This is a genomic window from Streptomyces sp. NBC_01439 (genome assembly GCF_036227605.1).
In the GTDB taxonomy this organism is placed as follows: Bacteria; Actinomycetota; Actinomycetes; order Streptomycetales; family Streptomycetaceae; genus Streptomyces.
Genome location: NZ_CP109487.1, coordinates 2,149,999 through 2,165,577, shown reverse-complemented (window position 1 = coordinate 2,165,577; position 15,579 = coordinate 2,149,999). Strand labels below are relative to the sequence as shown.

The 15,579-nt window shown below is 72.9% G+C and carries 14 protein-coding genes and 1 pseudogene; 11 read left to right on the top strand and 4 right to left on the bottom strand.

What is annotated here, in order from left to right:
• Positions 1–212 precede the first annotated feature (212 nt).
• The 3 genes from OG207_RS09520 (at position 213) to OG207_RS09510 (ending at position 4,531) form a co-directional block, all read left to right on the top strand.
• A complete protein-coding gene (locus tag OG207_RS09520; protein WP_189740868.1) occupies positions 213–1,046 on the top strand; it encodes a M55 family metallopeptidase in 834 nt (277 codons plus the stop codon).
• Positions 1,047–1,176: 130 nt separating this feature from the next.
• Entirely contained in the window at positions 1,177–2,502 is a 1,326-nt protein-coding gene (locus tag OG207_RS09515; RefSeq protein ID WP_329107514.1) for a M20/M25/M40 family metallo-hydrolase, read from the top strand.
• Between the two features lie 13 nt (positions 2,503–2,515).
• The gene (locus OG207_RS09510; RefSeq protein WP_329097647.1) at positions 2,516–4,531 is read left to right on the top strand and encodes a S9 family peptidase; all 2,016 of its coding nucleotides are present in this window, start codon (positions 2,516–2,518) and stop codon (positions 4,529–4,531) included.
• Here the strand turns inward: OG207_RS09510 and OG207_RS09505 are convergent.
• Entirely contained in the window at positions 4,528–5,043 is a 516-nt protein-coding gene (locus OG207_RS09505; protein ID WP_329097646.1) for a hypothetical protein, read from the bottom strand. The genes OG207_RS09510 and OG207_RS09505 overlap by 4 nt on opposite strands.
• 24 nt (positions 5,044–5,067) lie before the next feature.
• A complete protein-coding gene (locus tag OG207_RS09500) occupies positions 5,068–5,745 on the bottom strand; it encodes a hypothetical protein (protein ID WP_329097645.1) in 678 nt (225 codons plus the stop codon).
• Between the two features lie 124 nt (positions 5,746–5,869).
• On the opposite strand from OG207_RS09500, the gene OG207_RS09495 reads away from it, so the two are divergent.
• The 7 genes and pseudogenes from OG207_RS09495 (at position 5,870) to OG207_RS09470 (ending at position 13,405) form a co-directional block, all read left to right on the top strand.
• A complete protein-coding gene (locus OG207_RS09495) occupies positions 5,870–6,265 on the top strand; it encodes a hypothetical protein (protein WP_329097644.1) in 396 nt (131 codons plus the stop codon).
• Complete coding sequence (locus OG207_RS44045; protein WP_443072697.1) at positions 6,262–7,038, top strand: hypothetical protein; 777 nt, start codon at positions 6,262–6,264, stop codon at positions 7,036–7,038. The genes OG207_RS09495 and OG207_RS44045 overlap by 4 nt, the downstream gene beginning before the upstream one ends.
• A gap of 249 nt (positions 7,039–7,287) precedes the next feature.
• Positions 7,288–8,873, top strand: a pseudogene (locus tag OG207_RS44040) (RHS repeat domain-containing protein); the annotation flags it as partial.
• Positions 8,874–8,877: 4 nt separating this feature from the next.
• Positions 8,878–9,639 carry a hypothetical protein gene (locus OG207_RS09485; protein ID WP_329097643.1) on the top strand — a complete coding sequence of 254 codons (762 nt, stop codon included), beginning with the start codon at positions 8,878–8,880 and terminating at the stop codon, positions 9,637–9,639.
• Positions 9,636–10,394 carry a hypothetical protein gene (locus tag OG207_RS09480; protein WP_329097642.1) on the top strand — a complete coding sequence of 253 codons (759 nt, stop codon included), beginning with the start codon at positions 9,636–9,638 and terminating at the stop codon, positions 10,392–10,394. Before OG207_RS09485 ends, OG207_RS09480 begins: the two co-directional genes overlap by 4 nt.
• A 72-nt stretch (positions 10,395–10,466) precedes the next feature.
• Positions 10,467–11,366: an arginase family protein gene (locus tag OG207_RS09475; protein WP_329097641.1), complete on the top strand. Its 900-nt coding sequence runs from the start codon at positions 10,467–10,469 to the stop codon at positions 11,364–11,366.
• A gap of 65 nt (positions 11,367–11,431) precedes the next feature.
• Positions 11,432–13,405, top strand: coding sequence for a DUF5107 domain-containing protein (locus OG207_RS09470; protein ID WP_329097640.1), 1,974 nt, complete (start codon positions 11,432–11,434; stop codon positions 13,403–13,405).
• Here OG207_RS09470 and OG207_RS09465 read toward each other — a convergent pair.
• Positions 13,392–13,811, bottom strand: a complete 420-nt coding sequence (locus OG207_RS09465) for an LppU/SCO3897 family protein (RefSeq protein ID WP_329097638.1) — start codon at positions 13,809–13,811, stop codon at positions 13,392–13,394. The genes OG207_RS09470 and OG207_RS09465 overlap by 14 nt on opposite strands.
• A 90-nt stretch (positions 13,812–13,901) precedes the next feature.
• Positions 13,902–14,738, bottom strand: coding sequence for a methyltransferase domain-containing protein (locus OG207_RS09460; protein WP_329097636.1), 837 nt, complete (start codon positions 14,736–14,738; stop codon positions 13,902–13,904).
• Between the two features lie 198 nt (positions 14,739–14,936).
• Here OG207_RS09460 and OG207_RS09455 point away from each other — a divergent pair, with 198 nt between their 5' ends.
• A complete protein-coding gene (locus OG207_RS09455) occupies positions 14,937–15,509 on the top strand; it encodes a TIGR03086 family metal-binding protein (protein ID WP_329097633.1) in 573 nt (190 codons plus the stop codon).
• The last annotated feature ends 70 nt before the right edge of the window (positions 15,510–15,579 follow it).

Sequence of the window (15,579 nt, the reverse complement as noted above, 5' to 3'; positions counted from 1 at the left end):
CCACGGGCGGACGCGCGGACGGGCGGACCGAAACGGGGCGACGGGGCGACGGGTGGACGGACCTACGGGTCGCGGCCAACGGACCGCGCACCGACCGGCCGCGCGGCGGGAGCCACGGACCGCGCGCCGCGCCGGGGCGTGAGCCCCACGGCCACCGGGGGCTTCGGCGGCTAGGGTGGCACCCTGAGCGCAACCGACCGCCCGGGGGCCCGATGAAGATCCTCATCTCCGCCGACATGGAAGGCGCCACCGGCGTCACCTGGCCCGCGGACGTGCTGCCCGGAACCCCGCAGTGGGAACGCTGCCGCGCGATGTTCACCTCCGACGTCAACGCCGCCGTACTCGGCTTCTACGACGGCGGAGCCGACCAGGTCCTCATCAACGAGGCGCACTGGACCATGCGCAACCTGCTGCTGGAGAAGCTCGACGCCCGCGCCGAGATGATCACCGGCCGCCACAAGACCCTCTCCATGGTCGAGGGCGTCCAGCACGGCGACGTCGACGGCATCGCCTTCGTCGGCTACCACACCGGAGCCGGCTCCGAGGGGGTCCTCGCCCACACCTACCTCGCCAACTCCATCACCGGAGTCTGGGTCAACGGGACGCGCGCCAGCGAGGGGCTGCTCAACGCGCACGTCGTCGCCGAGTACGGGGTCCCCGTCATCCTGGTCACCGGCGACGACCTGACCTGCGTGGACGCCGCCGGATACGCGCCCGGAGCCGCCACCGTCGCCGTCAAGGACCACGTTTCGCGCTACGCCGCCGTGTGCCGCACCCCGGCCCGTACCGCCGCCGACATCCGGGCCGCGGCCAAGGAGGCCACCGCGCTGGCCGTACGGCACGATCCGGTCCGCGGCGGCCCCTTCACCGTGGAGCTGGAGTTCGACGCCGCGCACCTGGCCATGTCCGCGACGGTGGTCCCCGGCGTGGAGCGGTCCGGGGAGCGCAAGGTCGCGTACACCAGCGAAACCATGTACGAGGGGATCCGGGCCTTCAAAGCGGTCACGACGGTCGTCTCGGCGGCCGTGGAGGAGCAGTATGGCTGACATGCGCGCAACCAACGCCGAGATCCCCGCCGGAGCCGGAGCCGGAGCCGGAGCCGGAGCCGGAGCCGTCGACATCGCGGACCCGGTGGACACGGCGGGCGTGTTGGCCGCGGTGAACGCGGTGAACACGATGAATGCGGTGGACACGGTGGCTCTCGACGAGGCCGTCGAGTTCACCTCCGGCCTCATCCGGATCGACACCACCAACCGAGGCGGCGGCGACTGCCGCGAGCGCCCCGCCGCCGAGTACGTCGCCGAGCGGCTCGCCGCCGCCGGCCTCGAGCCGCTCCTACTGGAGCGCACCCCCGGCCGCACCAACGTGGTCGCCCGGATCGAGGGCACCGACCCCTCCGCCGAGGCCCTCCTCGTCCACGGCCACCTCGACGTGGTCCCGGCCGAGGCCGCCGACTGGAGCGTGGACCCCTTCTCCGGCGAGGTGCGCGACGGCGTGGTCTGGGGGCGCGGCGCCGTCGACATGAAGAACATGGACGCGATGGTGCTGGCCGTCGTACGGGCCTGGGCGCGCGCGGGAGTGAAACCGCGCCGGGACATCGTGATCGCCTACACCGCCGACGAGGAGGACAGCGCGGTCGACGGCTCCGGCTTCCTCGCCGATCACCACCCGCACCTCTTCGAAGGCTGCACCGAGGGCATCAGCGAGTCCGGGGCCTTCACCGTGCACGGCGGCCCCGGCGGCCGCGCCCTCTACCCGATCGCGGCGGGGGAGCGGGGCACCGCCTGGCTGAAGCTGACCGCGCACGGCACCGCAGGTCACGGCTCCAAGCCGAACGGGGCCAACGCCGTCAGCCGGCTCGCCGCCGCCGTCGCGCGGATCGGCGCCCACGACTGGCCGGTCCGGCTCACCGACACCGTCACCGCCTGCATCGTCGAACTCGCCGCCCTGCAGGGCCTGTCGGTGGACCCGCGGCAGCCGGGCCTCGACGTCGACGCGCTCCTCGACCGGCTCGGCCCGGCCGGCGCGCTGGTCCGCGCCACCGTGCGCAACAGCGCCAACCCGACCATGCTCAGCGCCGGTTACAAGCTCAACGTGATCCCCGAGCACGCCACCGGCTACGTCGACGGCCGGACCGTGCCCGGCGGCGAAGCCGAGTTCACCGCCACCCTCGACGCCCTCACCGGCCCCGACGTGCGCTGGGAGTTCCACCACCGGGAGGTCGCCCTCCAAGCCCCCGTGGACGGCCGGACGTTCGGGATCCTGCGCGAGTCCGTGGAACGGTTCGACCCGGCCGGCCACGTGATCCCCTTCTGCATGGCGGGCGGCACCGACGCCAAGCAGTTCTCCCGCCTCGGCATCACCGGCTACGGCTTCTCCCCGCTGAAGCTGCCGCCCGGCTTCGACTACTGGGCCCTCTTCCACGGCGTGGACGAGCGGGTGCCCGTCGAAGCCCTGCACTTCGGCGTCCGCGTCCTCGACCACGCGCTGCGGACCCTGTGAACGGGGCCCGGTGATGGCGACGACCCGGCCCTACGGCAGCTGGCCCTCACCCATCGACGCCGGCCTCGCCGCCTCCCTCGACGGGCGGCCCGAGTACCTCGGCACGGTCGGCCCCGAGGTGTGGTGGACCGAACCCCGGCCCGAGGAGGCCGGCCGCCGCACCCTGGTGCGCCGCCGCCTAGCCGACGGCGGGCCCGAGATCACCGAACTCCCCGCCCCGTGGAACGTGCGCAGCCGCGTCACCGAGTACGGCGGCCTGCCCTGGGCTGGGGCCGAACGGCCCACCGGCGGACCGCTGTTGGTCTTCGTCCACTTCGCCGACCAGCGGCTGTACGCGTACGAGCCCGATGCCCCCGGCGGCCCCGAGCCGCGGCCGCTGACCCCGGTCTCCCGGACCGGCGGCGGCCTGCGCTGGGCCGACCCGGTGCTGCGCGGCGACGAGGTCTGGTGCGTGCTGGAGGAGTTCACCGGGCCCGCACCGACCGATGTGCGCCGGGTGCTGGCCGCCGTGCCACTGGACGGCTCGGCGGCCGCGAACCGCGGCGCGGTGCGGGAGTTGACGCACGACCGGTACCGGTTCACCACCGGGCCCCGGCTCTCCCCGGACGGCCGGCGGGCCGCCTGGCTGGTGTGGGACCACCCCCTGATGCCGTGGGACGGTACCGAGCTCCGGGTCGCCGAGGTCACCGGGGACGGGCAGCTGGCCGACGCCCGGACCGTACTCGGCGGCCCCGACGAGGCCGTCGCCCAGGTCGAGTGGACGGCCGAGGGGACCCTCCTCGCGGTCAGCGACCGCGGCGGCTGGTGGAACCCGTACGGCGTGGACCCGCGGACCGGCTGGGCGATCAACCTCTGCCCGCGGGAGGAGGAGTTCGGCGGCCCGCTGTGGAAGCCGGGGCTGCGCTGGCTCGCCCCGCTGCCCGGGGACACCCCGCACCCGGCGGGCTCGGGGACCGGGCTCGTCGCCGTCCTGCACGGGCAGGGCTCCTCGGTGCTCGGCATCCTCGACCCGGAGAGCGGCGACCTGGTGGACGCCGCCGGGCCGTGGACCGCCTGGCAGCCCACCCTCGCCGTGCACGGCACCCGGGTCTACGGCGTCGCCGCCAGCCCGCGCAGCGCGTACGAGGTGGTCGAGCTGGACACCGCCACCGGGCACGCGCGGGCGGTCGGCGGGCAGCGCCCGGACCCGGTGGACCCGGCCTACTACCCGGAGCCGCAGAGCCGCACCTTCCTCGGCCCCGACGACCGCCAGATCCACGCGCACGTCTACCCGCCGCACCACCCGGCCGTCCGGGCCGCCGCCGACGAACTGCCCCCGTACGTGATCTGGGCGCACGGCGGACCCACCGACCACGTGCCGCCCGTACTCGACCTGCACATCGCCTACTTCACCTCGCGCGGCATCGGCGTGGTCGAGGTGAACTACGGCGGCTCCACCGGATACGGCCGCGCCTACCGGGAGCGGCTGCGCGAGCAGTGGGGTGTGGTGGACGTGGAGGACTGCGCGTCGGTCGCCCGCTCGCTGGCCGCCGAGGGCACCGCCGACCCCGCCCGGCTCGCCATTCGCGGCGGCAGCGCCGGAGGTTGGACCGCGGCGGCCTCGCTGGCCGCCACCGACCTGTACGCGTGCGCGGCGATCATCTACCCGGTGCTGGACCTGGTGGGCTTCGCCGAAGAGACGCACGACCTGGAATCGCGCTACATCGACGGCCTGGCCGGGCCGCCGCAGACCCTGGCCGTACTCAACCGCGAGCGTTCCCCGGTGGCGCGCGCCGACGGGATCACGGCGCCGTTCGTGCTCCTCCAGGGACTGGAGGACCCGGTCTGCCCGCCGGCCCAGGCGGAGCGGCTGCTCGACGCCCTGCGGGACCGGCCAGTGCCGCACGCGTACGTGACCTTCGAGGGCGAGGGCCACGGCTTCCGGCGGGCCGACACCATGATCCGTGCGCTGGAAGCCGAACTCTCCCTGTACTCGCAGGTGTTCGGGATCGAACGTACCGACGTGCCGCGGCTGGAACTGGACGGCTAGCGGGCGCGCAGGCTCCAGGCGACGGAGCCGAGCAGCAGGGCGCCGGGGGCGATGCCCGCGACGGCCGCGATGACGGCGAGGGAGGCCCCACCGGCGACCAGGACCAGACCGGCGGCGCCACAGGCGGCCATCGCGGCCGCCAGCGGCCGGAGCGACGGCATGCGCCATACGGCGGCGAGACCGAAGAAGTGCAGGCCGACGACCAGGCTGAGCCAGGGCACCGCGGCCTGCGGGGCGTGGAAGACGAGGTTGATGACGAGGAAACCGGCCAGCGCGACGGCGACTTCGGCGGCCACCACGAGGAGGAAGCTCCGCCCGAACCGCCTCGGCGTCGTACTGCCAGCCGGAGGAGCCGGTACCCGCCGCAGCGCGACGAAGAGCCCGACGGACGAGGCGATCGCGAGGACGCACGCCGGCACGGCGGCGGCCGTGGGCAGGGCTCCGGCGTTGGCCAGGACGAAGACGAGTCCGAATAAGGCGCCGATGAGTCGGCCCGTCTGATGCGATGTCACGACGCCAGTCTCACCCGAAGTTGATCACTGGGCAAATAGCCAGACCCGCAGCGGACCGATGGGCGTGAACCCGGCCCGGACCGCCGCGTCCAGGTCCTCCCCGTGCTCGTAGCCGACCACGTCCAGCTCCGGCCAGCGGTCGGCGACCGCGCCGAGGACACCCGCCCAGGCGGCGCCGAACAGGTTGGACACGCCGACCACGCCCCCACCGGTGCTCACGACGGCCCCGGCGACGATCCGGCTGCCCGCGCGCCCGGCCAGGAAGACGATCCCCTCGCCGAGCAGGCCCGCCCGGAACGGCCCGCCGCCCCCGGCGCCCTCCCAGTCCGCCAGCTCCTCGGCGCCCGAGACCTCGGACCACTCCAGCCCGGCCGCTTCCCCCTCCGCCTCGGGGAGCGGCGCCCCGGCGGGCCGATGGATCCACTGCGCCTCGAACAGCACCTCGAAGCCGTCCCCGGCCAGGTCCAGGTCGGCGAAGCTGTCCTTCACCGAACAGCCGGCGGAGGCGGCGTCGACCCCCCGGACCACGTTCCGCGCCGGTACGCCCGGTTCCAGCGTCACGGCATCGGGATACATCGGCGGAGTCCGCCGCGCACTGGACCAGAGCTGCTCGCCGTCGTACCGCGGCGACAACCCGTGCGCACGACACACCGCGTCGCACCAGGCGGCGTTGTTCAGCGCGGCCCCACGGAGCAGGCTCATCCTCGTCTCGTCCATGATCACCCTGCCGATGCTGCCACACGACCCGGCCTGACATCAGGGCGATGCGCCGGCCCAGTTACTGTTGCCTCTTTGCGTGTGCATCACGGGGAGGGGACCCGACGTCGTGGGACTGACCGCAGAGATATCCGCATACCGTGCAGGCCTGGGGGATCCGAGGCGCCTAGTGGGCGAGTTCCGCCGCGCGGCCCTACTCGTCCCGCGTGCCGACGCCGGTGCCGATGCGAAGGCCGCTGGTGGTGTGATGAGCGCCGTCTCTGGCGGGATCCGCTGGCTGTACGTGTTCACGGACGAGGAAGCACTGTTCCGGTTCGCACAGGCGCGTGGTGAGGGCGACCGCGAGAGGCCCTACCTGACGATGCTCGGCGCGCGGCTGCTGGACGCGGTGGTGCCGATGTCCAACCGTCCCGCATATCCGAACGCAACGGTCACAGCATCGACATCGACCGCGACGAGGACGGCGTGCCGCTGGGTCTGGTCCACTCGGCAGGCCACCACATGACGCTGTCCGTCGCTGACGGCCTGGTCACCGCCCTGTCCTTGGCCGGCGCAGGCCCAGGCGGCGCCGACCTGCCCTTGATGAACTACGGCTACGAGGACGGCAACCTCACCACGGTCACCAAGCCGTCAGGTGCCACCACCGCCTTCGTCTACGATGACCGGCGCCGCGTCACCGCCTGGATCGATTCCAACGGAAGCCGCTACGACTACGTCTACGACGACCGCGACCGAGTCGTGGCGGAGGGCGGCGAGGCCGGTCACATCCAGATCGCCCTGTCCTACAGCGAACCGGACCCGGAAAGGGGTCACCACACCACCACGCTGACCACACCGGACGGGCACGCGACCCACCACCTGTTCGGCCCCGGCTGCAAGCTCCTGGCCGTCACCGACCCGCTCGGCCACACCACCCGCCATGCGTACGACCCGCGCGGCAACCTGTTGTCCCGCACCGACCCGCTGGGTCTCACCACCGTCTTCTCCTACGACGAGGAGGGCCGCCTCGTCCGCGCCGTCCGCCCCGACGGAAGTGAACTGCACACCGTGCGCGGCCCGTTCGGTCTGCCCGAGCAAGTCTTCGGGCCCGACGGTTCCCGCATGCTCCACGAGTACGACGAACGCGGAAACCGCACGGCGGTCACCGACCCGGCGGGCTTCACGACCCGCTACACCTACGACCAGGCCGGCCGGCTCACCTCGCTCACCGATGCGGTAGGAGCCACGACCCACGTGGTGTGCGACGCCGCGGGGCTGCCCGTGGAGGTGACCGACTAGGCCGGTGCCCTCACCCGCACGGAGCGGGACGGCCTCGGCCGGCCGGTCCGCATTACCGATCCGGTGGGCGGTGTCACCCACCTGGAGTGGCACGCCGACGGGCAGCTCGCCCGGCGCACCGGCCCCGACGGCGCCACCGAGCTGTGGACCTACGACGGCGAGGGCAACCTGCTCGCCCGCACCGACGCCTCCGGTGGGATCACCCGTTTCGAGTACACCCACTTCGACCTGCCGACATCCCGCACCGGACCCGATGGCGCGCGCTACGAGTTCGAGCACGACGCCGCGCTACGCCTCACCCGGGTCACCGATCCGCACGGGCGAGCTTGGACCTACGAGTACGACGCCGCTGACAACATAGTTTCCGAGACCGACTTCGACGGCCGCACCCTCACCTACCAGTTGGACGGAGCGGGTCGGCTGGCCGCGCGCGTCGATGCGCTGGGCGGCACCGCGCGGTCAACAGCCGCACCTACGGCTACCGCGCCGACGGCCACCTGATATCCGTCGCGGACCGGCTGTCGGGCACCCGCACGTTCGACCTCGACCGGGCGGGCCGGGTCACCGCCGTCCAAGCCCAGGGCTGGACGGAGCGGTACGCCTACGACAACACCGGCAACCAGACCTGGGCGTCCTGGCCGGCCGACCACCCCGGCGGCGAAGCCACCGGATCGCGCACCTACACCGGTACCAACGTCACCCGCGCCGGAGACGTCCGTTTCGAGTACGACGCCCTCGGCCGGGTCACCCTCCGGCAGAAGACCCGGCTCTCCCGGAAGCCGGACACCTGGCGGTACGCGTGGGACACGGAGAATCGCCTCACCTCCGTGACCACCCCCGACGGGACCGTGTGGAGGTACCGCTACGATCCGCTCGGCCGCCGCGTCGCGAAGCAGCGCCAGTCGGCGGACGGCGACAGCGTGGTCGAGGAGGTCCGGTTCACCTGGGACGGAATGACCCTGTGCGAACAGATCAGCCAGCAGCCCGACACCCCGCACACGATCGCCCTCACCTGGGACCACCGCGGCGCCGTACCCCTGGCCCAGACCGAGCGGATCCTCACGGCCGACGACCGCCAGGAGGAGATCGACCGCCGCTTCTTCGCCATCGCCACGGACCTCGTCGGCACTCCCACCGAACTGATCGACGAGTCCGGCGACATCGCCTGGCGCTCCCGGGCGACTTTGTGGGGCACCACCGCCTGGGCCCGCGAGAGCCGCACGTACATCCCCCTGCGCTTCCCCGGCCAGTACTACGACCCCGAGACCGGCCTCCACTACAACCTCTTCCGTCACTACGACCCCGAGACCGGCCGCTACACCTCCCCGGACCCCCTCGGGCTGGCTCCCGCCCCGAACCCCGTCGCGTACGTGGGCAACCCGCACAGCGGATGCGACCCGCTGGGTCTGGCGCCCAAGTACACGAAGGAGGAGAAGGCCCAAAGGCGGACCGACAAGGTCGTAGCCGAAATCATCGAGGACGCACAGAACGGCGGATTCAGGAGACATCCCAAGTACCACGGGGGCGACAGGCACGACTTCCCCGACGAACGGGTCGTGGAGATCCTGAAGCAACCGGACGCCGTATACCAGATGCCCAACCTGAAGCTCATCTTCCGGCAAGGCGAGGACGTCGTCGTGATTCATGGACCCGGCCCGGTCCAGGGCCAGGCGATCACAGCGTACGGACCGTCAGGCACCAAGGGAGGATCCGGAGTGACGGCGCTCGGCGGCAGTCCTACGGACCCCGGTGGGCCGGTTACCCATGAAGCCATCGTGGAAGGCAGGATCCCTACCAAGGAGGGATTCCACCCTCCCGCAAAGCAGATCAGATAAGGTGATGTCCGGCATGCGAATGGCCTTCGACGGCGACTGGACCGCCACGGTGACAGACGACCCGATGCCCCTCACTCCCCGCTTCACAGGCGACTCCGTGGATATCGCTCACTACTCGGATGTGAAGGAACGAGAGCGCTTCTTCACGTCCACCTTCGGCAGCCAGGACTGGCTATGGGACACGCCTGACATCTTCCGGTTCAGCCCGGACAGTCGGAAGCTGGTCTGTGCTGAGTTCCAGATGCCGTACGTCTCCGCTTATGGCGAAAGTTCCTCACGCGTTCCCGTCCTTCCCGTGCTCCGTCCAGGCGGGCTGCGTGCGGATGAGGTCCGGGACTTCCGACACGAGGCGTGTACGGTGTTGTGCCGTTCTCCAGGGGATGCGGTGCTGACGTGTCTGCGTGACCTCGATGTCCTCGACGCGCCGTTGGACGCTTGCGTCGGCATCGCGCCGGACGTGGCGCTCCTGGTCCAGAACGGCACCGTCGTCGGCTGGAGCCTTACCGACCCGGTCCGGTATTTGACCACCGGATTCGCAGCCCCCGACCCCAATCCGCCACATGCTGTCACCCGTCGGCTGCTCACCGAGTGCCTGGACCTGGTGACCGATCCGGTGGTCGACGACCTGGTGGACGGTGTGCCGGCCGCCCTGGCGCGGCTGCGGGCCGCCGATGAGGCGCTGCGCGCGCAGCGTGAGGACCGGCACCGGGCCGATGCCCTGCTGGCGCTGATCGCCACCTATGTGGAGGACTACGGGAACGGGTGAAACTCACCATCGATGACGGTTGGACCGCGACGGTGGCGGGGGAGCCCCTGGACATCGCCCCGCGTTTCGACTTCCGGGACTTCTGCGTGCGCGTCGCGCCGTACGCGGACGTGGAGGAAGGGCAGCGGTTCGGCGGCGGGACCTTCGGCAGCGGGCAGTGGCTGTGGGACACGCCCGACGAGCTCCGCTCCGACCGGCTCAGCCGGGAACTGGTCGCCGCCGAGCTCCAGTTGCCCAGGTGGGTCGTCGACGAGGAGGACTCCGCGCGCGTCCCTGCCGAACCCCTTGTCCGCCCGGGCGGTCTTCGCGCGGACGAGGTGCGGGACTTCCGCCTGGAGGTGACCACGGACTTCTGCCGCGCCCCGGGGGACGCCGTGCTGACCTGTCTGCGCGACCTCGACGTCCTCGACGAGCCGCTGGAGACCCGCATCGGCATCGCACCCGACGTAGCGCTCCTGGTCCAGCGCGGTGTCGTGGTCGGCTGGAGCCTGACCGACCCCGTGCGGTACCTGACCAGCGGATACGCAGATCCGGATCCCGCCCCGCCGTCTCCTGCTACCCGTCGGCTGTTCACCGAGTGCCTGGACCTGGTGACCGATCCGGTGGTCGACGACCTGGTGGACGGTGTGCCGGCAGCCCTGGCCCGGCTGCGGGCCGTCGACGAGGCATTGCGCAACCAGCGCGAGGACCGCCACCGGGCCGATGCCCTGTTGGCGCTGATCGCCACCTATGTGGAGGACTACGGGAACCGGTGACGCGGCCGGCCCGGTGGAGCGGCGCCGGGGAAATGCCGGGCCCGGCGGGGGCGCATCGCACAGGATGGGGGGATGCGAACCCTCGTGCTTCTCGACGCCCCCTCCAACCTCGGGCTGCGCCCGCCCGCGCCCGGCGTCGTGCCGGGTGTCTACAAGCTGGCCGGAGCCCTGCGTGAGCAGGGCCTGCTGGCCCGGCTTGGTGCCGTCGAGGGCGGGGTGGTGGTGCCGCCCCGCTACGACCGCGGCGACTGGCGGGAGGGCGACGGCGTGTTCCACGCCGAGGCCCTCGCCGCGTACACCGTCACCCTCGCCGATCGCATCGAACGGCACCTGCGGGCGGGGGAGTTCCCCGTCGTGCTCGGCGGCGACTGCTCCATCCAGCTCGGCGCCGCCCTCGCCATGCGCCGCCTGGGGCGCTACGGCCTCGCCGCGATCGACGGCTCCGCCGACTTCCGCCACCCCGGCAACGAGGCCGTCAACGGCCCCGTCGGCGCCGCCGGCGGCGAGGAGCTGGCCCTCTCCACCGGCCGCGGCCAGGCGGATCTCGCCGACCTGGAGGGGCGCGGCCCCTACCTGCGCGACGAGGACGTACGGCTCTTCGGACTGCGCGACGGCGACCCGGACCTCGCCGAGCTGCACGCGGCCCGGATCTCCGTCGCCACCGTCGGGGAGATCCGCCGACGCGGCGCGGGACCGGTGGCCCGGGCGGCACTGGACGGGCTGCACCCGCCGGACACGGCCGGGTTCTGGGTGCACCTGGACGCCGACGTGCTGGACCCGGGCGTCATGCCGGCCGTGGACAGCCCCGACCCCGGCGGCCTGCTCCCCGACGAACTCGCCGAACTGCTCGCCGTCCTGGTGGGCTCGCCGCGCTGTGCCGGGCTCAACGTCACCATCTACGACCCGGACCTGGATCCGGACGGACGTGCGGGCGCCCTCCTCGCCGACCTGGTCGCGGGCGCCTTTGCGTAATCCTGACCGGTGGTGATCCGCGGAACCCCTGTGCACCGGCCGCCGTGGCGTGTTCCATTTCCTTCATGGCCACCACCGTCCGACGTGCCGTACTGACCCTTCCCGCCGCCCCGTTGGGCGCGGACAATCCGCTGCCCGCCCTGCGCGCGCCCGACGAGGCGCACACCCTGGACGAGCGTGCGCGCGAAGGGATGCCGCGCGACATGGCGCGGCAGATCGGCTACGAGCCACTGCGTTCACTGCTGCCCGTACGGATCCGCGACGGGTACGGGCGGGAGCGCGCGGAGCGGGAGTTCGAGTCGATCGTCATCGAGAACGACCACCTGCGGGTGACCGTCCTCCCGGGCCTGGGCGGGCGCGTCCACTCGCTCGTGCACCTACCGACCGGGCGGGAACTCCTCTACCGCAACCCGGTGTTCCAGCCCGCCAACTTCGCGCTCAACGGGGCCTGGTTCTCCGGCGGCATCGAGTGGAACACCGGTGCGACCGGGCACACCACCCTGTCCTGCGCCCCGGTGCACGCCGCACTCGTCCCGGCCCCCGACGGGGGCGAGATGGTCCGGCTGTGGGAGTGGGAGCGCCTGCGCGACCTGCCCTTCCAGGTGGACCTGTGGCTGCCGGAGGACTCGGAGTTCCTCTACGTCGGCGTCCGCGTGCGCAACCCGCACGAGCGGCCCGCCCCCGTGTACTGGTGGTCCAACATCGCCGTCCCGGAGGACTCCGGCACCCGGGTGCTCGCCCCCGCCGACGAGGCCTGGCACTTCGGATACGAGCGCGCGCTGCGCCGCGTCCCCGTACCGGAGTGGGAGGGCGCGGACCGCACGTACCCGCTGCGCGGCGAGTACCCGGCCGACTTCTTCTACGAGGTCCAGGACGGGGCCCGGCCCTGGATCGCCGCCCTGGACGCCGCCGGGCACGGGCTCGTGCAGACCTCCACCGCTCGGCTGAGCGGCCGCAAGCTGTTCGTGTGGGGCGCGGGCGACGGCGGCCGGCGCTGGCAGGAGTGGCTGACCGAGCCGGGCACCGGCGGCTACGCGGAGATCCAGGCCGGACTGGCCCGGACCCAGCTGGAGCACGTACGGCTGGAGGGCGGGGCGGAATTCAGCTGGTTGGAGGCGTACGGGCCGCTGTCGGCGGATCCGGCGAAGGTGCACGGCGAGGACTGGGCGGCGGCCCGCGGCGCGGCCGAGGGTGCGCTGGACGCCGTACTGCCGCGGGAGCGCGTGGACGCGGCGTACGAGGCGTGGCGCGGCCGCGCCGACACCGATCCGGGGGAGCGGCTGGCACGGGGCTCCGGCTGGGGCGCGCTGGAGCTGCTGTGCGGGGGCTTCGAACTGCCGGGCACCCCCTTCGCGCAGGACGTGCTCGGGGAGGAGCAGGAGCCGTGGCTCCAACTCTGGCGCACGGGCGTCCTGCCGGCCCCGCGCCGAGCGGTCCCGCCGGGACCGAGCCTGGTCGCCGCGCACTGGCGGGACATGTTGGAGACGGCCCCGGCGGATCCGCTGACGGAGTACCACCTGGGCGTGGCCCAGTGGCACGCCGGGGACGTGGCCCAGGCGGTGCGCAGTTGGGAGCGGGGGCTGGCGCTGGCCCCCTCGCGGTGGCCGCTGCTGCGGTGCCTGGCGGTGGCGGACGCCCTGGCGGGCGACGCGGCGCGGGCGGCCGACGGATTCGCGGCGGCCTTCGACGACCTGGCCGCGGAGAGCCGCGGCGGCGAGCCGTGGACGGCCGCGGAGTCGGCGCTCGGCCAGGAGGCGATGGCCGCCCTCCTCGCGGCGGGCCGGCTTCCGCAGGCCCGCGCCGTCTGGGACCGGCTGCGGCCCGCCCTGCGCGAGCAGGGCCGCTTCCGGCTCCTCGCGGCCCGGCTCCTCGCCGCGGAGGGGCACGTGCGGGCGGCCCGCCGGGTCTTCGAGGACGGCTTCGAACTCCCGGACCTGCGGGAGGGCGAGGAGACCCTTGCCGAGGTCTGGTCCGCCCTCACCGACTGTCCGCTGCCCGCGCGCTACGACTTCCGGATGCGGCCGCCTACTTCTTCTTGATCCCGTCGATCCCGTCGAGGCAGAGCACGAACTGCTTGCCGGACTTGTGCCGGGCCCTGTCGGCCTGCTCCTCGTAGCCGATGTCCGACACCCCCTGGCACCTGGCGGTGTCCACCGTGTCGGGCAGCACCCGGACCACCTTGTACAGGGCGTCGGCGTCGCCGCAGTCGACCACGCGCAGGTCGGGGAAGATCGGGTCCCCGTTGTTCTTGAGGCAGTCGCCGGCCGCGGCGCGGTCGGCGCCGTCCTGGCTGAGGAAGTAGCCGACGGCGACGGCGGCGAGGACGGCCACGGCCCCGGCGATCCCCAGGACCTTCCGGACGCCGATGCCCCCGCTCCGGGACTGCGCCGTCGCCGGCTGGGTGGACTCCTGCTGGGGCGAGGGTCCCTGCGGCGGATGGGTCATGGGTGTGTCCCCCGGTGCGCGTGACGTACTGATTGACGTGCGCACGCTATATCAAGCCGCTGACATCCCCGCAGCCGAGCTCCTACCGCGTCAGACCCGGCACAGGACCTCGGCGTTCAGGACCGAGAACCACGCGTCGGGGTCCGCACCCCAGGCGTGCCAGGCGTCGGCGACGGCCGCCAGGTCCGCGGCCGTCGCGTGGCCGCCCCGGGTTGTGACCGCGGCGTACGTCGAAGCCTGCGTACGGTCTGCCCACAGGGCCGACCACCAGGCGGTCTCCTCCGGGGTGGCGAAGCACCAGGCCGTCGCCGATGAGGTCACGTCCGTGAAACCGGCCCGCCGGGCCCAGGCCCGCAGGTGGCGGCCCGCGTCCGGTTCGCCGCCGTTGGCGCGGGCCACCCGCCGGTACAGGCCCAGCCAGTCGTCCAGGCCCGGCGCGGCCGGGTACCAGGTCATCGCCGCGTAGTCGGCGTCGCGCGCGGCCACGATCCCGCCCGGTCGACACACCCGCCGCATCTCGCGCAGCGCCCGGACCGGATCGCCCACGTGCTGCAGCACCTGGTGGGCGTGGACCACGTCGAAGGAGTCGTCCGGGAAGTCCAGCGCGTGGACGTCCGCGGTGGCGAAGGACACGGCGTCGCCCAGGCCGCGCTCCTCGGCGAACGCGCTGGCCTGCACCAGGACGTCCTCGGCGGCGTCGACGGCGGTGACGTGGCCGCCCGGCGCGACCAGCTCCGCCAGGTCCGCGGTGATCGTGCCCGGGCCGCAGCCGACGTCCAGCACCCGCATCCCGGCGCGCAGCTCGCCGATCAGGTACGCGGCGGAGTTCTCGGCGGTGCGCCAGCGGTGCGAGCGCAGCACCGACTCGTGGTGGCCGTGCGTGTAGACGGCGGTCTCCTCGGCTGCGGCTTCCCTGGCGGCGTTCATGGTCGGACCCCTCCTCGTTTCCCCGTCGAAGCGTTGCTCCCACCGTAGACGATCAGTTCGTCATTCGAGATTGGCGTTTTGACATATGGACAGATGTCTTGCGTGCCAAGGGGAGGGGGTGGGGCGGTGGCAGGGCGATGCGGGTGCGAGGAGAGTGGCTGCAGGGGGACATTCGCAGGGCGGAGGGCGGTGAGGGTCATGACGGACGCGCTGCTCGAACGGCACGCCGAGGCGCTGAGGCTCTTCGGTGAACGGGTGCGTGACGTCCGCGGCGACCAGTGGGGGGAGCCGACCCCGTGCACGGAATGGAACGTGCGGGAGCTGGTCAACCACGTTACCGCGGAGCAGCTCTGGATCCCGCCGCTGGTCACCGAGGGTCGGACCGTCGAGGAGTTGGCGGACCGGTTCTCCGGCGACGTGCTGGGCGACGACCCGGTCGCGGCCTGGGACCGGGCCTCGGCCGCCGCGCACGCCGCCTTCGCGGCGTCCGGCGCGTTGGACCGGACCGTGCGCCTGTCGTACGGGCCCGCGCTCGGATCGGCGTACTGCTCGGAGCTGACCGCCGACTGCGTCGTGCACGCCTGGGACCTCGCCCGGGGCATCGGGGCCGGGGACCGGCTGCCCGACGGCCTCGTTGAGTTCTCGATCAAGGAGATCATGCCGTACGCCGACGGGCTCGCGGCCAGTGGCGCGTACGCCGCGCCGGTGGAGGTCCCGGCGGGCGCGGACGCGCAGGCCAGGCTCCTGGCGATGGTGGGTCGCGAGGGCTGACGCACGGGCGCCGAGGTGTGAGGGGTGGGAATCCTTCATAACAGGCATAAGGCCTTAAATAATCGTATAA

Coding starts and splice junctions, on each gene's coding strand:
- OG207_RS09520 (WP_189740868.1), top strand. CDS start 213: ATGAAGATCCTCATCTCCGCCGACATGGAAGGCGCCACCGGCGTCACC.
- OG207_RS09515 (WP_329107514.1), top strand. CDS start 1,177: ATGAATGCGGTGGACACGGTGGCTCTCGACGAGGCCGTCGAGTTCACC.
- OG207_RS09510 (WP_329097647.1), top strand. CDS start 2,516: ATGGCGACGACCCGGCCCTACGGCAGCTGGCCCTCACCCATCGACGCC.
- OG207_RS09500 (WP_329097645.1), bottom strand. CDS start 5,745: ATGAGCCTGCTCCGTGGGGCCGCGCTGAACAACGCCGCCTGGTGCGAC.
- OG207_RS44045 (WP_443072697.1), top strand. CDS start 6,262: ATGACGCTGTCCGTCGCTGACGGCCTGGTCACCGCCCTGTCCTTGGCC.
- OG207_RS09485 (WP_329097643.1), top strand. CDS start 8,878: ATGTCCGGCATGCGAATGGCCTTCGACGGCGACTGGACCGCCACGGTG.
- OG207_RS09475 (WP_329097641.1), top strand. CDS start 10,467: ATGCGAACCCTCGTGCTTCTCGACGCCCCCTCCAACCTCGGGCTGCGC.
- OG207_RS09470 (WP_329097640.1), top strand. CDS start 11,432: ATGGCCACCACCGTCCGACGTGCCGTACTGACCCTTCCCGCCGCCCCG.
- OG207_RS09465 (WP_329097638.1), bottom strand. CDS start 13,811: ATGACCCATCCGCCGCAGGGACCCTCGCCCCAGCAGGAGTCCACCCAG.
- OG207_RS09460 (WP_329097636.1), bottom strand. CDS start 14,738: ATGAACGCCGCCAGGGAAGCCGCAGCCGAGGAGACCGCCGTCTACACG.
- OG207_RS09455 (WP_329097633.1), top strand. CDS start 14,937: ATGACGGACGCGCTGCTCGAACGGCACGCCGAGGCGCTGAGGCTCTTC.